Below are 15,791 nucleotides of genomic sequence, written 5' to 3'. Positions count from 1 at the left end.
CTCAAGCACTTTCGCGCTATCGCGACCCGCTACGACAAACTCGCCAGAAACTTTCTCGCCGGCATCCACTTGGCCTCAGCTTTCATCTTGCTCAACTGAGGACAGGCTCTAATACGGATATCACCTTTGATTTGCCCCGTGCGATTCACTGCACCGAAACGGTTTTTGTCCAAGCTTTGCGCAACCGACGAGCGAAATTCCGGATCGCCACCCCGCCATGACACCTGAACTGTCCGCACTCGCCGTGCGAGGGTTAACCAAGCGTTTTGACCGCCCGGCGGTCGACGCGCTCGATCTCACGATCCGTGTCGGTGAGTTCTATGCGCTGCTCGGACCGAACGGCGCCGGCAAGACCACGACGCTGCGCATGGTGGCGGGGCTATTGCGGCCCGATGCCGGCTCGGTGTCGATCCTCGGCATCGACGCGCTGGCCGATCCGGTCGCCGCCAAGCAGATCATGGCCTGGGTGTCCGACGAGCCGATGATCTACGACAAGCTGACGCCGCTGGAATATCTCGAATTCGTCGCCGGCCTGTGGGGCATCGATCCGCGCACGTCGGAGAGCTCGGCGCGCGATCTTTTGGTGTCGCTCGGGCTCGAGCCGCATCTCAACGAGCGCTGCGAAGGCTTCTCCAAGGGCATGCGCCAGAAGGTGGCGCTGGCCGGCGCGCTGGTGCACGATCCCCGCCTGATCATTCTCGACGAACCGCTGACCGGCCTCGACGCGCTGTCGGCGCGTCACGTCAAGGGACTGCTGCAGAAGCGCGTCCGCGCCGGCTGCACCGTGATCATGACGACCCACATTCTCGAAATCGCCGAGCGGATGGCCGACCGGATCGGCGTGATCGCGGCCGGCAGGCTGATCGCCGAGGGCACGCTGGCCGAGCTGCGCGCGCAGAACGGCCGCAACGACACCACCCTCGAGGACATGTTCATCGCGCTGGTCGATACCGAAGCGGCGGCCGCGTGAGCTCGGTCGCCCACCTCACCTGGTTCGCGCGGCACGAATTCCGCCTGGCGTGGCGCGAATGGCTGGCGATGATGACCGGCGGCCGTCGCCGGCGCAATCGCGCCGTGATCGGCCTTCTGATCTTCGCGGCGATCCTGCATCTGCCGGCTTATGCCGTGGTCAACCGCTATGCCGACCTGCGGTTTCCGCTCGACCCGTCGTCGCTGATCGTGCTGACCGCGACGATCTTCCTGGCCTGGGCGCTGATGCTCTCGCAGGCGATCGAGTCGGTGACGCGCGTGTTTTACGCCCGCGCCGATCTCGATCTGATCATGTCGTCGCCGGCAAAACTCACCAACATCTTCTCGATCCGGATCGCCGCGATCGCGCTGACGGTGAGCAGCATGGCGCTGTTGCTGTCGACGCCGTTCATCGACGTGCTGGTCTATCTCGGCGGCCCGCGGTGGCTCGCCGGCTTCGGCGTCGTCCTTGCGATCGGGCTGTCGGCGGCAGCCGCCGCGATCGCCGTCACCGCGTTCCTGTTCCGCCTGATCGGGCCGAGCCGGACGCGGCTGGTGGCGCAGGTCGTCTCCGCCGTGATCGGCGCCGGCTTCGTCATCGCGCTGCAGGTCGTGGCCGTGCTGTCCTACGGCACGTTGTCGCGCTTTGCCTTCCTGACCTCGGAAACCGCGGCGCGAATTGCCCCCGCCCTCGGCAACCTGCTGTGGTGGCCGGCGCGGGCATCGCTCGGCGACCTCGAAATCATGATGCTGCTGCTCGCCGCGGCGCTGGTGATGCTCGGCGGCGTGATGGCGATATTCGCACCGCGGTTTGCCTATACGGTCGCCAGCGTCGCCGCCAATCCAGCTGCGGTGACGCGGGGACGCGCCCGCGCGTTCCGGGCGGGCTCGCGGCAGCAGGCGCTGCGGCGCAAGGAATTCTTGCTGCTGCGTCGCGATCCGTGGCTGCTGTCGCAGACCCTGATGCAGATGCTCTATCTGTTGCCGCCGGCGCTGATGCTGTGGCGCAGCTTCTCCGGCACGTCGACCGCGATCGTGCTGATTACGCCCGTCATCGTAATGGCCGCAGGCCAGCTCGCCGGCGGGCTCGCCTGGCTGACCATCTCCGGCGAGGACGCGCCCGATCTGGTGGCGACCGCGCCGCTGCCGCCGTCACGCGTGACCCGCGCCAAGGTCGAGGTGGTCCTGATCGCAATCGCCGTTATCTTCGCCCCGCTGGTGGCCGCGCTGGCGTTTGCCTCGCCAGGGCAGGCCGCGGTCACGGCGATCGCGATCCTCATCGCGACCGGATCCGCCGCCGCGGTCCAGCTCTGGTTCCGCGCGCAGGCCAAGCGCAGCCAGTTCCGCCGGCGCCAAACCTCCTCCCGTATCGCCACCTTCGCGGAAGCCTTCTCCTCGATCGGCTGGGCCGCAACCGCGGCGTTGGCCCTGACAATCCCGACGGCCGCGCTGGTCAGCGGCATTCTGACGCTGCTGACGCTTGCCATCGCCTGGAAGATCAGCCCGCGGCGCTAGCCTTCATCACCTCGATCACCGCCGCGGCAAACGCCTCGGGCGCTTCCTGCGGCAGATTGTGGCCGGCATGCGGAATCAGGCGATGGGCAAGGCGGCCGGTGTACTTTGCCGCGGTGCGACTGCCGTCGGTCGCGAACGTCACGCCGTCGTCGGCGCCGTCGAGCGAGATGGCGGGGACCCTGATGACAGGCAATGTGTCGAGCCGCCGCTGCAAATCCGCATATTGCGGATCCCCGTCGACAACGCCGTAGCGGTGGCGATAACTGTGGATCACGACGTCGACATAATCAGGATTGTCGAACGCAACCGCGGTCCGCTCGAAGCAGGCGTCGTCGAACGCCCAGCTCGGCGACCATTGCGACCACAGGATTTTGGCGATGCCGCGCCGGTTGGCGGCGAGCCCCGCCCGCCCCCGCTCGAGCTGGAAGTAGTACTGATACCAAAGCGGCACCTCGCGATCAGGCGGCGCGGGCACCATCGCATGAGCGATGTCCTGGATCATGTAGCCGTTGGTGCAGACGAGTCCGATGCATCGTTCCGGCCACAGCGCCGCACCGATCGATGCGGCGCGGCCGCCCCAGTCATAGCCGGCGAACACCGCGCGCTCGATGCCGAGCGCGTCCATCAGCGCGATCAAGTCGGCGCCGACCGCCGCCTGCTCGCCCGAGCGCGGCGTCGCCTTGTCGCGGAACGCCGTCGGTCCGTAGCCGCGCAGATAGGGCACGATGACCCGACAGCCTTGCGCCGCCAGCATGGGCGCGACGTCCACATAGGAATGGATGTCGTAGGGGAAGCCATGCATCAGCAGCACGGCCGGCCCAATGGAGGGGCCCGCTTCGTAATAGGCGATGTTGAGCACACCGGCATCGACATGGCGCAATGGCTCGAGCCGTTTGGTCGAAGGCGCGCGCTGCGAAGAGACGGTATCAGTCACGCAGAACTCCCTGATCTCGATCGTTTGCGCGGCATCCTAGCGTGTCCCGACGCAATAATCGCCCGGCTCGTGTTGCAACCCGCGCCATGGAGCGATGCACGGGCCTCATCATGACGGCGCGCCAATTGCGCGCTACTCTTCCGTCCGCGGATGCCGCCGCAGACGGAACAGGTCATGCTGAGATTGCTCGCCGCGCTCGTCTTGCTGGGATCATTGACCGGTCACGCCTTTGCGCAGGACGCCCGGCGCAGCGAATGCCTGGCGATGGCAAATGCGCCGCCGCGCGCCGCTCCCGTGAGCTACCGCCGCGTCGCGGACAAGAACGCGACCAAGTCCGACGAAGTCGCGATCACCTATGCCGGCCATTCGACCTACTATATCGACACGCCCGGCGGCATCCGGATCGCGACCGACTACAACGGCGTCTATCGGACCGGGCGGCTGCCCGACGTCGCGACCATGAACCGGGCCCACGCGACCCATTACACGCTGTTTCCCGACCCCAAGATTCCCCACGTGCTGCATGGCTGGGGCGAGAACGGCCAGGCCGCGCATTACGCGATGCGCATCGGCGACGTCTATATCCGCAACGTCACCACCGACATCCGCCGCTACTGGGGCGAAGACTCCGCCGGCGAGATGATCAAGGACGGCAATTCGATCTTCATCTTCGAGGTCGCCGGCCTCTGCATCGGCCATCTCGGCCACCTCCACGTCAAACTCGACGACAGCCATTTCGCCGCGATCGGCCGGCTCGACATCGTGATGGTGCCGATCGACGGCACCTATACGATGTCGCTCGACGGCATCTCCGAGATCACCAGGCGATTGCGCGCCGCCGTCGTGCTGCCGATGCACCGCTTCGCCACCCCGCTCGACGAATTCATGCGCCTGATCGGCCAGCAGTTCGAGATCGATCGCCGCGGCGGCGAGCGCACCTTGCGGATTTCGCGCGACACCCTGCCGGCGACGCCGACGGTGATCATCCTCGATGGGGTGTGAGGCTCAACGCACTCATTCCTCCGCCGCCTGGCTGCGCCGGTAGTGCCGCCGCGATTTGGCAAGATTGCCGCAATCGCCCATCGAGCACCACCGCCGGTTCTGAGTACGGCTCTCGTCAACGAACAACCAACCGCAACCCCGCTCATCCTGGCACTGCTTCACCCTCAGCGCACGGGGCCCGGTCAGAAGGCTCACCGCCGACCATGCGATCGGCTTGAGCAGCGTCTCGGGCGCAACTTTCCCGGCTGTCGGCAGCCACCGCAGGGTGTCGCCGACAGGTGCGAGCGCAACACCGCCCAACGCGGCTTCAAGGTATCGGTTGATATCGGCCAGCGCCGTCGGATCGATCCGGCCGCCTCCGATGCGGGCGATAAAGATCCTGTAGAGCGCCTCGCGCAGACCATGCGCCGCATTCAGAAAGGCATCGGCCTCGTGCGGTGAGGTTTTCCATCGCGCCCTGAGCTGCGCGGCGATCCGGCGATCCGCCAGTTCGGCATCGACCAGCCATTTCAGAATGGAATCCGAGGTCGCGATCCGATCCTCAACCAGGTCGCGGAGACGCCATGCGACCGTATTGACGAACTTGATGCTGAGCTCTTCCCGGGACGACGCCTCAGGCGAAGGAACGCGCGGCATGGTCCAGCAACTCCTCCGGAACGCATAACCCCTTAATGGGTTGGATTGATAACCCATTAAGGGGTTAGAATCTAGCTCGGGAGCCTCCCATGTCCAAGCGCCTTTTGATTGTCGGCGCGTTCGCCGCTATCTACCTGCTTTGGGGTTCCACCTATTTCGCGATCGCGCTCGGCTTGAAGTCGATCCCGCCGTTCCTGCTGATGGGCCTTCGCTCGCTCGGCGGCGGCCTGATCCTGATCGCGATGAACGGGGCGGACGTCACGCGTGTTTCGCGGTGGAACTGGCTGACCGCAGCACTTTGCGGCGTGCTGTTCTTCGTCGGCTGCCATGGTGTTCTCGCTTATGCCCAGCAATCGGTTCCGTCCGGCATCGCCGCGATCATGCTGGCTACGATCCCGTTCTGGGTGTTGCTCATCGATTTCCTGTATCCGCAAACCCGGCGTCCCGCGACCATGACGCTCGCCGCATTGCTGCCCGGCCTTGCTGGTGTTGCAATCGTGGGCTGGCAATCGGCCGAACAGGGCCATTTCAGTATCCTTCCCATTCTGCTGCTGCTCGCTGCGGCGTTCTCCTGGGCGGTGGGCACGGTGCTGTCGCGCCGGACTTCGGATCATGGTTCGCCAACATTGTCGTCAGGCATGCAACTGTCGATCGGCGGCGCGGTCCTGTTTGCAATCAGTCTTGCGTCCGGTGAACTGGAAGGCTTCTCGCCGCGCGACGTTTCGGCGCCCTCGCTCGCGGCCGTGATCTATCTCGCCATCGCCGGCAGCGTCATCGGCTTCACGGCATTTCGCTGGCTGCTCGACAATGTGTCGACGTTCATGGTCTCGACCTACATCTTCGTCAACCCGATCATCGCCGTGCTGCTCGGCACGCTGATTCTGGGCGAGCCGTTTTCCGTCACGATGTTGTTTGGAGCGCTTCTTGTCATCGCCTCGGTCATCATCACCTGGCGCGCCGAGGAGGCATCGCCGGCGTCGGCGAGGCAAGCTCAGTCGATGACATGGTCGCGACCGGCAATACGGTCGGGGTGACCGGCACGCGCAGACGTACGCATGCCTCCTCAGGCAGAGGCCCGGTTTGACGCGCTCCTGCGCGGCTCGTTATCCTCCCCAAAGCCGACATCGCATCGGCGGCCGACAAGAGCAAGAACAGGGAGCATCATCCATGGCCAGCACTCTGCCCGCCTCCGCCAGCGGGCTCTATGCCAATCCGCGCGAAGACTGGCTCGCCCAATACACCGAGGAGATCATCGATCCGGCCCGTCCGATCGTCGATCCGCATCACCATCTCTGGGACCGCGGGGGCTTGCGCTATCTGATCGAGGAGATGCGCGACGACATCGCGTCCGGCCACAACATCGTGGCGACCGTCTATGTCGATTGCCGGTCGATGTACCGCGCCGACGGCCCGGAGGCGTTCCGTCCGGTCGGCGAGGTCGAGTTCGCCAACGGCGTCGCGGCGATGGCGGCGAGCGGCGGCTACGGCAAGGCGGCGATCTGCGCCGGCATCGTCAGCCACGTTAACCTTCTGATCGGCGATCAGGCCAAGGCGGTGCTGGAGGCGGAGATTGCCGCCGGCAACGGCCGGTTCCGCGGCATCCGCCACTCCTCGGCCTGGGATGAAGACCCCAACGTCGCCCACATGTACGCGAACCGACCGAAGGGCATTCTGCTGGACTCCACCTTTCGTAGGGGGTTCGCCTGCCTGGCACCGCTCGGCCTCAGCTTCGATGCCTGGTTGTTCCACCCGCAGATCGGCGAGCTGACCGACCTCGCCCGCACCTTCCCCGACACTCGGATCGTGCTCGATCATTGCGGCGGGCCGGTCGGCACCGGCCGTTTCGCCGGCAAGCGCACGGAGACCTTTCCGGTCTGGCAGGCGTCGATCCAGGAGATCGCCAAATGCCCGAACGTCGTGGTCAAGCTCGGCGGGCTGGCGATGTGCCTGCTCGGCTACGACTTCCACCTCCGCCCCAGGCCGCCCTCGTCGGAGGAACTTGCTGCCGCCTGGCGGCCTTATGTCGAGACCTGCATCGAGGCGTTCGGTCCGGACCGTTGCATGTTCGAGAGCAACTTCCCACCTGATAAGGGGCAATGCAGCTACCAGGTCATCTTCAACACCTTTAAACGGCTTGCATCACAATATAGCGAAGCCGAAAAGACGGCGTTGTTCTTGAAGACGGCAAAGGATGTCTATCGGCTCGATATCGGGTAAGCTCTCGACTCATGGATGACGGCATCACCATCCGGCCGCTTCGAGAGGCTGATGCGGAAGCGGTGGTCGAACTTTACGCAAAGGCAGCCGCGGTGGAACCGCGGCTAGGCCCTGTCACGCTGCCGCAATGGGACCAGTTCCTGAAGCTGCCGCAGAACCGCGGCGGGCGCGACTTTCGCGTAGCCGAGCGCGATGGCGTGCTCGTCGGCCTCGCCGAGTCGTCGTTGCGCGACCAGGGCGCGCATCACACCCGATTCCTCAAGATCGTCGTGGCGCCCGAGATGCGCCGCCGCCGGATTGGCCTCGCGCTGTTCGACGAGGTGCTTGCGATCGACGCCGACGCCGATCTCACCGTTCAGACGCTGGTGAGCAGCGACTGGCCGGCCGGAATGGCCTTCGTGGCCGCCTTCGGCTTTGTTCATGTCGAGTCCGAGATCGGGATGAAGTGCGTCGAGCCGTTGCAGCCGGCGCGCACGCTCGCGGCCGCGCGCGCCACCATCGAGCAGGTCAGCGACGTCACCGCCTGCGCGGGCGAGGTCGCGCGCATCCATAACGCCGCCTATGCGTCGGACGCCGCCTTCCGCCTGTACTCGCGGGAAGAGATGGCGCAGGTCCTGACCGAGAGCGAAGTCTGGATCGCGTCGGAGGATGGACAGATGTCGGGCTTCTGCCTGACTGAACTGGAGCGGAACTCGATGTGGATCGAGTCGGTCGCCGTCGACCCGGTGCGGCAGGGACGCGGGCTCGGCCAGCTGCTGGTTTATCGCGTGCTGGCCGCACACGACGTATCGGTCGAGCACCCGTGCTGGCTCAACGTCTCGAGCCGCAACGCTCCCGCGCTGAAGATCTATCGCCGGCTCGGCTTCCGGCCGCAGCACGAGACCTGCCGCTTCAGCGCGCCACGCGGCGACCTGCTCGCCGCGCGGGGGCGGAGGTTTCAGTAGAGCGCGATGAGATTGGGTCGGTAGCGACGGCGACGGGATTGCGCTCCCTCGCCCCGTTCTTACGGGGAGAGGGTTGGGGTGAGGGGCCTCTCCACATATTCGGTGACAGCTGCATTCGCGGAGGCGCCCCCTCACCCGGATCGCATCTGAAGATGCGATCCGACCTCTCCCCGCACGCGGGGCGAGGTGAAGAGCGTCGGCCCCCTTACGCCCACTCGCCCTTGCGGAACACCGGCACGCTGCGACCGTCGGCATGGATGCCGTCGATATCGGTGTGGGCGGAGCCGATCATCCAGTCGATATGGATCAGGCTCTTGTTGCCGCCCTGCTCGGCGATCTGCTGCGGCGTCAGCTTGTCGCCATTAACGAAGCATTTCGAGTAGCACTGGCCGAGCGCGATGTGCGAGGCGGCGTTCTCGTCGAACAGCGTGTTGAAGAACAGCAGCCCGCTCTTCGAGATCGGTGAGGAATGCGGCACCAGCGCGACCTCGCCGAGGCGGCGCGCGCCCTCGTCGGTGTCGAGCACCTTCTTCAGCACTTCCTCGCCGCGCGAGGCCTTGGCCTCGACGATGCGGCCTTCCTCGAACCTGACCGAGATATTGTCGATCAGCGTGCCCTGATAGGACAGCGGCTTGGAGCTGACGACGTGGCCGCTGACGCGGCGGCAGTGCGGGGTGGTGAAGACTTCCTCGGTCGGGATGTTGGCATTGCAGACGATGCCGTTCTTGGCAGTCGACGCACCGCCCTCCCATTCATGACCGTCGGCGAGGCCGATCGTGAGTTCCATGCCGGGTCCGGAATATTTCAGCGCGTGGAAGCGCTGGCCGTTCAGCCATTCGGTGCGCTCGCGGAGCTTCGCATTGTGCTGTGCCCAGGCGGCGACGGCGCCATCCTGATCGACGCGGGAGGCGGAGAAGATCGCATCGGCAAGCTTGGCCACCGCGACGTCCTCGGCATCGTCGGGGAACACCTGCTTGGCCCAGGACGTGCTCGGATAGGCGATGATGTTCCAGTTGGTGTCGAAATTGACGATCTTCTCCAGTGCCGGCTGGTAGGCGATCGAATTGGCCTTGCTGGCGCGCGCCACCTTGACCGGGTCTTCGCCCGACAGCAGCATCGGATTGTCGCCGACGATCGCAAGCCGCGCGGTGTTGGCGCCGAACGCCTTCGCCATGCCCTCATAGAGCCAGCTTGCGGCGCGATCGAAACTCGCATCGTTGGCGTAGCGGTAGCGCGCCAGCGTGAGCTCCTCGTCCGAGAAGAATGGCGTCACGAGACCCGCACCGGCCTTGTAGGCATGCTCCACCACCCGCCGCACCAGCGGCATCGCTCCGGCGGGCGCCGTGAGCAGCAGATCCTGCCCCGGCTGCAGCTGCAGGCCGACCTTGATCGCGACTTCGGCGAGCCGGTCGAGCTTCACGGGATCGATCGATGCGGAAAGGTTGCGTTGATGTGCGGTCATGAAGCGCCGTGTCGTTTGAGGAACCCTCGGGATTCGTAGTCCAATTCGATCCGCATCCGCAAGGTTCCTGCCCGCCGCGCCCGATCACGCGACGGCGAGCAATTGCCTCGAATTTTACTGCTTCACCGAGGCCAGCACCCGGTCGACCATCTGCGGCGCCAGGCCGAGATAGTTTTTCGGCGCGGTGAGGCGGTCGATCGTCGCCCGAGCGATCCGGCTGGCAACGCGATCATCCGCCGCTAGCGCCTCGGCCAGCGTCAGGCCCTTGTCGTTGGCGAGGCGGCAGGCGTCATAGACCACGTCATGCGCTTCCTGCCGGCCGATCGACGGCGCGAGGCCCATCATCACGGCTTCGGCCACGATCAGCCCGCGGCTGATGTCGAGATTGTCGGCCATCCGTTGCTCGTCGACGATCAGACCGCCAAGCGTGAACCTCGCCTGGTGCAGCGCGCCCGCGGTCAGCACGAAGCTTTCCGGGATCGCCATCCATTCGGCGTGCCACGGGCCGGTGGCGCGCTCGAAATCCTGCACCATCGCATCCAGCATCAGGCCGGCATGCTGGCGCACCGCCTTGGCGGCGGCGAGCATCAGCTCCGACGAGATCGGGTTGCGCTTTTGCGGCATGGTCGAGGACGCGCCGCGCCCTTTGACAAACGGCTCGTAGACCTCGGCGAACTCGGTCGACGCCATGATCATGATGTCGAGTGCGATCTTACCGAGCGTTCCCGTGACCAGCGCGAGGAAATTCACCGCTTCCGCCAGACCGTCGCGGGCGACATGCCAGGTCGAGACGGGCACGCCGAGCCCGAGTTCCTCGCACAGCGCCTGCTGGACCTCGAATCCCTTGTCGCCGAGCGAGGCCAGCGTGCCGGCGGCGCCGGCGAACTGGCCGATCAGCACGCGCGGCTTCAGCTCCACAAGCCGCGCGGCGTGGCGATCGAACGCGGCTAGCCAGATCGCGGTCTTGTAGCCGAAGGTCACCGGCAGCGCCTGCTGCAGATGGGTGCGGCCGGCCATCGGCGTGTCGCGGTATTTTGTCGAGAGATCGGCGAGGATGCCGCGCAGCGCAGCGATGTCGTCCTCGATGATCTTCAATCCGTCGCGCAGTTGCAGCACCACGGCGGTGTCCATGACGTCCTGCGTGGTCGCGCCCCAATGGACGTAGCGGCCGGCCTCGCCGCACTGCTTCGCCATCTGATGCACCAGCGGCAGGATCGGGTAACCGACGACGTCGGTCTCCTGCCGCAGCAGATCGAAATCGAGCGTGGCAACATCGGTCCGCTTTGCGATCTCCGCGGCGGCTTCGGCAGGAATCACGCCGCAGCGCGCTTCGGCCTTCGCCAGCGCGACCTCGACCTCGGCGTAGCGCTCGATCAGCCGCAGATCGGAAAACACCTCGCGCATCTCGCGCGTGCCGAAGGCATCGCGAAACAATACGGAATCGAGCACGGTGGTCGAGGTCGGGAAGGCGGACATGGGCAGATCCTGTTGCCGGTCGCGGTCGGCAACGTCCCTATCACGGCAGGGGCCGGTGCCCTACCCCTCCGGCGGCGCCTCACCGAACACCTCGGCTGCGATCTTGCTGGTCTCGATCGCGGCCGGAATGCCGCAATACATCGCCACCAGCAGCAGCACGTCCTGCACCTGCGCGGCGGTGCACCCATTGGCCAGCGCGCCCTTGGCATGGACGCGGAACTCGGCCGGCTTGCTGCTCGCCGCGGTGATGCCGAGCATCACGAGGCTGCGGATCTGGTCGGACAGCCCGCTACGCTCCCAGACGTCGCCGTAGACATAGGCATTGATGATGTTCTGCAGCGGCGTGCCGAAATCGCCCGCAGCGGCCATCCGCTTGGCGACGTCGACCTCGCCGAACATCTTCTGGCGCCGGCGCAGTCCGCGCGCATGGAGATCGCTGATGTCCACCATCGTCGTCGGGCTCCCTGAATGGACTATTTATACGGATAAATATGACGCACCTCAACATTCCAGCGGGCCTAACGCTTGCCTTTCTGATGTATTTGTCCGTATAAATTTGCAAAAGCAGACACGGGAGGAGACCGGGATGAAGTTACGGCTGGGGCTGCTCGTCGTCCTGCTTGCGACGCTTCCCATCCTGCCGGCTTTCGCCGCCGACGATTTCCCGCAACGGCCGCTCAAGATCATCGTGCCGTTCCCGGCCGGCGCCGGCCCCGACAATGTCGCGCGGCTGGTCGGCCAGCATCTGCAGGACGCGTTGGGCCAGACCGTGCTGATCGAGAACCGCGCCGGCGCGCTCGGCAGCATCGGCGCCCAGGAGGTCGCCCGCAGCGCGCCCGACGGCTACACGCTGTTGATGGGCACCAACACCACCCATGCCAGCAACGTCGCGACGCTGAAGAGCCTGCCCTACGACCCGGTGAAGGACTTTGCGCCTGTCATCCGCACCACCACGACGGCGATGGTGCTGCTGGTCAATCCGAAGCTCGCGGCCAGGGACCTGCCGCAGTTCCTCAGCTACGCCAAGGCCAATCCCAACCTGACCGCGGGCTACGGTTCCGGCGCATCGCAGATCTCGATCGCCCAGCTGCAATCGCGCGGCGGCCTGTCGCTGGTCGCGGCGTCGTATCGCGGCGTCCCGCAGGCGATGACCGACGTGATGGCGGGGGTGATCGATCTCACCTTCGGCGACTTCTCGGTCGCGATCCCGCAGATGCAGGGCGGCACCTTGCGCGGCATCGCCGTGACGTCGGCGACCCGCAACGAGCTGACGCCCGGCCTGCCCGCGCTCGCGGAAGCGATGCCGGGCTTCGAGGCCACGATCTGGTACGGCCTGTTCGCGCCCGCCGGCACGCCGGAACCCGTGGTCAGCAAACTCTACGCCGAGTGTGCGAAGTACCTCGCGATGCCGGAGACGAGGAAGAAGCTCGCCGATGTCGGCGTGATGGTGGCGCCGCTCGCGCCCGCCGAGTTCGGCGCCTTCGTCAGGAGCGAGGTCGTGCGCTGGTCGGCGGAGGTCAAGGCGGCCGGCATCCAGCCGCAATAAAGCGAGGCGGCGTCGCATCATGGCTTGCGAGACACCTGTCGGCATGATTGGCCTCGGGCTGATGGGATCGGCGCTCTCCGCGCGGCTGATCGACGCCGGCATCGGGGTGATCGGCTTCGACATCGACGCGGCGAAGACAGATGGCCTGAGAGCCAGCGGCGCCGAGTTCGCAGCGTTCGCCGCCGACGTCGCGGCGCGCTGCCGGACCATCGTCATCGCGGTGTATGACGCGGCCCAGGTCAGGACGCTGCTGCCGGACCTCGCCAACGCGACGTCGCCGCCGCGCGTCATCTGCACCACCACCTGCGCGCCGGGTGAGATCGTGGCAATCGCCGAATTCGCCTCCCGCTCGCGCCTCGCCTTCATCGAAGCGCCGATCTCGGGGACCAGCGCCGAGGTCCGGGCGGGCACGGCCACCGCGCTGGTCGCCGGCGATGCCGACATCATCGACGCCGCCGCGGCGACGCTCGACATTCTCTGCCCGCAGCGGGTCAATGTCGGCGCGATCGGCAATGCCAGCCGCACCAAGCTCGCCATCAATCTGATCCTGCAGAACAACCGCGCCGCGCTGGCCGAGGGCATCGCCTTTGCGGAAAGCCTCGGCCTCGACGGCGCGGCGTTCCTTGCGACCGCGCGGCAATCGGCGGCATATTCCAAGGTGATGGACAGCAAGGGGCCGAAGATGCTGGCGCGGGATTTCTCGCCGCAATCGCATATCGCGCAGACCTTGAAGGATGCCGAACTGATCCTGCAGGAGGCCGGGCGGCACGGCCTGCCCTTGCCGCTGACCTCGGTGCAGGCCGAACTGCTGCGCGCGGCGATCGCGCTTCAAGGGCCGGACAACGACAGCGCCGCGGTCATCGAGGCGATCCGGGCCGGCCGCGGCCACGGTGAGGGACAGTCATGATCAACTGTGCGATCGCGGGCCTCGGTCGATGGGGCCGCGCACTGGTCGGGGCCGCGCGCAACGAGCCGCGGCTCAGGATCGTCCGCGCGGTGGAACCCGACACCAACGGCGCCGCCAGCTTTTGCGAGGCGCACGGCCTCTCCGTCGCGGCGAGCCTGGACGATGTGCTCGCTGACGCTCGCATCGATGCCGTGCTGCTGGCGACGCCGCATTCGCTGCACAAGGGCCAGGTGATCGCGGCAGCCAGCGCCGGTAAGCAGGTGTTTTGCGAGAAGCCGCTGGCGCTTCGGCGCGCCGATGCCGCGGAGATGTTCGCAGAGTGCCGCAGCGCCGGCGTGGTGCTCGCGGTCGGGCATAACCGCCGGTTCTGGCCGTCGATGCAGGCGCTGCGCGCGATCACAGCCAGCGGCGAGCTCGGCACCATCCTGCATGTCGAGGGCCACAATAGCAACGAGAACTCGCAGACCATCACGCAGGGCTGGCGGGTGTCGCCCGAGGAATCGCCGGGCGGCGGCCTGACCGGCGCGGGGCTGCATGTGCTCGACGGCTTCGTCAGCCTGCTTGGTCCCGCGCGCCAGGTCTATGCCCGGTTGAGTGCGCGCGAGGCCGGACCGCCGCCGCTCGACACTGCAACCTTGGCGATTGAATTTGTGAATGGCGTGAGCGCAACCCTTGCGACAATTCGCGCAACACCGTTCTATTGGCGCGTGCATGTGTTCGGAACGAAGGGATCCGCCGAGGTGCTCGACGAACAGACGATGGTGCTGCGGAAATCCGGCGAGGCGCCTGCGACGACGCGCTATCCGGCAATCGACACCCTCACCGCGGAACTATCGGCCTTTGCCGACGCCGTCGAAGGCAAGCAGCCGTTCCCGGTGCTCGAGGCCGACGTGCTGGCGACGCTCGCCGCGTTCGAGGCCGCGCTGCAGTCGATGCAATCGGGACATCCGGTCGTCTGCCATACGGCATACCAGTGATCCGCCATGTCTGAACAACCGGACCGAGCGCGATCGTCCCGCTACCGCGACATCGCCACCGGACTGCAGAAGGACATCCGGCTCGGCACCTACGCGGTCGGCAATCTGCTGCCGACCGAGACCGAGCTGATGGCGAGCTATCAGGCCAGCCGGCAGACCGTGCGCGAGGCGCTGCGCATCCTGATCGACCAGGGCCTGATCGTGCGCCGCGCCGGCCTCGGCTCGGTGGTGATCGCATCCGAGCCGCCGGTGCTGTTCACCCACAGTGTCAAGTCGCTCGGCGAGTGGCTGCGCTATTCCAACGAAACCTACCGCGAGGTCGTGGCCAGCAGCGACATCGTCGCCGACCGCAAGCTGGCCGGGCTCTTGAAATGCGAGCCCGGCAAGAGCTGGTTCCTGATCGAGGCGGTGCGCCGCTCCGACCAGTTCGCAGCCCCGCTCGGCTGGGCCGAGATCTACGTGCTGCGCAGGTTCGCCGATGTCGTGACCCGGCCCGACCACGGCCGCACCCCGGTGCATGAGCAGATTGCCAGGATGTACGGCCAGGTCACTGAGCGCGCGCAGATGGAAATCTTCGTGCGGGGCATGCCGGCGCCGATCGCCAGGGCGCTCGGCGTCAAGACCGGCTCGCCGGCGCTCACCGTGGTACGCCGCTACTACGGCCAGCGCGAGGAACTGTTCGAGGTCACCATCACCACGCACCCCGAGGGGCGCTACACCTACACGATGGATATGCAGCGCTCGCTGCGGCCGAAGCTCTAGCGCACCCGGGCCAGATGGGTGCTGGCAGAGGTGTGTGCCGTCTGCGGGGTGCCGCTCACGCCCCAGATCGCGACCGCAATCAGCGCAGCCGCCCAGACATAAGGCACAGCATTCAACTTCTTCATTTCCGGGATCATCCCCAACGTCTCAGCAGGACCGACCGACCTTGCGACCCTGGTCGTGAATCTCACCACCGCGGTCCTCAGCGTCTCACCAGGCAGCCGTCCTTCACAACGCTACTAAGGTTAGACCTTGTCGGTTTCAGGACGCCTTCGTGCGAATCCGGAAATGATTTCGTCGGAACCGGGCTCTCTCATCCGAATTGATGAGACCGTAGGCCAATCGAGGTCGGCTTCATTCGAGGCAACACTTAAGAGAATTTTCTGCCCAAATTTGAATCAGACGCACAGCAAACCTTCCAAAGATGCACCCACTGAATTCTTT

The 15,791-nt window shown here is 66.1% G+C and carries 16 protein-coding genes and 1 pseudogene; 11 read left to right on the top strand and 6 right to left on the bottom strand.

Annotation, left to right across the window (positions count from 1 at the left end):
* From ACZBJS_RS37850 to ACZBJS_RS37840, 3 genes and pseudogenes are all read left to right on the top strand, one after another.
* Positions 1-99, top strand: a pseudogene (locus ACZBJS_RS37850) (IS5/IS1182 family transposase); the annotation flags it as partial.
* A 118-nt stretch (positions 100-217) separates the two neighbouring features.
* Entirely contained in the window at positions 218-970 is a 753-nt protein-coding gene (locus tag ACZBJS_RS37845; RefSeq protein WP_463439992.1) for an ABC transporter ATP-binding protein, read from the top strand.
* Entirely contained in the window at positions 967-2,484 is a 1,518-nt protein-coding gene (locus tag ACZBJS_RS37840) for a permease (RefSeq protein ID WP_463439991.1), read from the top strand. The genes ACZBJS_RS37845 and ACZBJS_RS37840 overlap by 4 nt, the downstream gene beginning before the upstream one ends.
* On the opposite strand, the gene ACZBJS_RS37835 is transcribed toward ACZBJS_RS37840, so the two are convergent.
* A complete protein-coding gene (locus ACZBJS_RS37835; RefSeq protein ID WP_456864429.1) occupies positions 2,468-3,418 on the bottom strand; it encodes an alpha/beta fold hydrolase in 951 nt (316 codons plus the stop codon). The genes ACZBJS_RS37840 and ACZBJS_RS37835 overlap by 17 nt on opposite strands.
* Before the next feature lie 174 nt (positions 3,419-3,592).
* Here ACZBJS_RS37835 and ACZBJS_RS37830 point away from each other — a divergent pair, with 174 nt between their 5' ends.
* A complete protein-coding gene (locus ACZBJS_RS37830; RefSeq protein ID WP_463439990.1) occupies positions 3,593-4,420 on the top strand; it encodes an MBL fold metallo-hydrolase in 828 nt (275 codons plus the stop codon).
* Positions 4,421-4,432: 12 nt separating this feature from the next.
* On the opposite strand, the gene ACZBJS_RS37825 is transcribed toward ACZBJS_RS37830, so the two are convergent.
* The gene (locus tag ACZBJS_RS37825) at positions 4,433-5,056 is read right to left on the bottom strand and encodes a CGNR zinc finger domain-containing protein (protein ID WP_057020096.1); all 624 of its coding nucleotides are present in this window, start codon (positions 5,054-5,056) and stop codon (positions 4,433-4,435) included.
* A gap of 89 nt (positions 5,057-5,145) precedes the next feature.
* On the opposite strand from ACZBJS_RS37825, the gene ACZBJS_RS37820 reads away from it, so the two are divergent.
* From ACZBJS_RS37820 to ACZBJS_RS37810, 3 genes are all read left to right on the top strand, one after another.
* Positions 5,146-6,090, top strand: coding sequence for an EamA family transporter (locus ACZBJS_RS37820; RefSeq protein WP_463439989.1), 945 nt, complete (start codon positions 5,146-5,148; stop codon positions 6,088-6,090).
* 133 nt (positions 6,091-6,223) lie between these two features.
* Positions 6,224-7,273: an amidohydrolase family protein gene (locus ACZBJS_RS37815; protein ID WP_076832638.1), complete on the top strand. Its 1,050-nt coding sequence runs from the start codon at positions 6,224-6,226 to the stop codon at positions 7,271-7,273.
* A gap of 11 nt (positions 7,274-7,284) precedes the next feature.
* The gene (locus ACZBJS_RS37810; protein WP_076832641.1) at positions 7,285-8,217 is read left to right on the top strand and encodes a GNAT family N-acetyltransferase; all 933 of its coding nucleotides are present in this window, start codon (positions 7,285-7,287) and stop codon (positions 8,215-8,217) included.
* 205 nt (positions 8,218-8,422) lie between these two features.
* Here ACZBJS_RS37810 and ACZBJS_RS37805 read toward each other — a convergent pair whose 3' ends face one another.
* From ACZBJS_RS37805 to ACZBJS_RS37795, 3 genes are all read right to left on the bottom strand, one after another.
* The gene (locus tag ACZBJS_RS37805) at positions 8,423-9,679 is read right to left on the bottom strand and encodes an aminopeptidase (RefSeq protein WP_463439988.1); all 1,257 of its coding nucleotides are present in this window, start codon (positions 9,677-9,679) and stop codon (positions 8,423-8,425) included.
* 114 nt (positions 9,680-9,793) lie between these two features.
* Positions 9,794-11,155, bottom strand: a complete 1,362-nt coding sequence (locus tag ACZBJS_RS37800; protein ID WP_463439987.1) for a class-II fumarase/aspartase family protein — start codon at positions 11,153-11,155, stop codon at positions 9,794-9,796.
* Positions 11,156-11,215: 60 nt separating this feature from the next.
* Entirely contained in the window at positions 11,216-11,605 is a 390-nt protein-coding gene (locus ACZBJS_RS37795; protein WP_083715163.1) for a carboxymuconolactone decarboxylase family protein, read from the bottom strand.
* 136 nt (positions 11,606-11,741) lie between these two features.
* Here ACZBJS_RS37795 and ACZBJS_RS37790 point away from each other — a divergent pair, with 136 nt between their 5' ends.
* From ACZBJS_RS37790 to ACZBJS_RS37775, 4 genes are read left to right on the top strand one after another with little or no spacing between them, the layout of a single operon-like run.
* Complete coding sequence (locus ACZBJS_RS37790) at positions 11,742-12,701, top strand: Bug family tripartite tricarboxylate transporter substrate binding protein (protein ID WP_057020101.1); 960 nt, start codon at positions 11,742-11,744, stop codon at positions 12,699-12,701.
* A 19-nt stretch (positions 12,702-12,720) separates the two neighbouring features.
* Positions 12,721-13,608 carry an NAD(P)-dependent oxidoreductase gene (locus ACZBJS_RS37785; RefSeq protein WP_316398818.1) on the top strand — a complete coding sequence of 296 codons (888 nt, stop codon included), beginning with the start codon at positions 12,721-12,723 and terminating at the stop codon, positions 13,606-13,608.
* On the top strand, positions 13,605-14,585 hold the full coding sequence (locus ACZBJS_RS37780; RefSeq protein ID WP_316398819.1) for a Gfo/Idh/MocA family protein: 981 nt from the start codon (positions 13,605-13,607) through the stop codon (positions 14,583-14,585). The genes ACZBJS_RS37785 and ACZBJS_RS37780 overlap by 4 nt, the downstream gene beginning before the upstream one ends.
* Positions 14,586-14,591: 6 nt before the next feature.
* The gene (locus tag ACZBJS_RS37775; RefSeq protein ID WP_028337580.1) at positions 14,592-15,347 is read left to right on the top strand and encodes a GntR family transcriptional regulator; all 756 of its coding nucleotides are present in this window, start codon (positions 14,592-14,594) and stop codon (positions 15,345-15,347) included.
* Here the strand turns inward: ACZBJS_RS37775 and ACZBJS_RS37770 are convergent.
* A complete protein-coding gene (locus tag ACZBJS_RS37770; RefSeq protein WP_016847287.1) occupies positions 15,344-15,472 on the bottom strand; it encodes a hypothetical protein in 129 nt (42 codons plus the stop codon). The two genes, ACZBJS_RS37775 and ACZBJS_RS37770, sit on opposite strands and share 4 nt — an antisense overlap.
* Between the last annotated feature and the right edge of the window lie 319 nt (positions 15,473-15,791).

The organism is Bradyrhizobium sp. KZN70725, assembly GCF_055264925.1.
The sequence above is the reverse complement of the archived record's forward strand: the minus strand, read 5'-3'. Positions and strand labels throughout refer to the sequence as shown.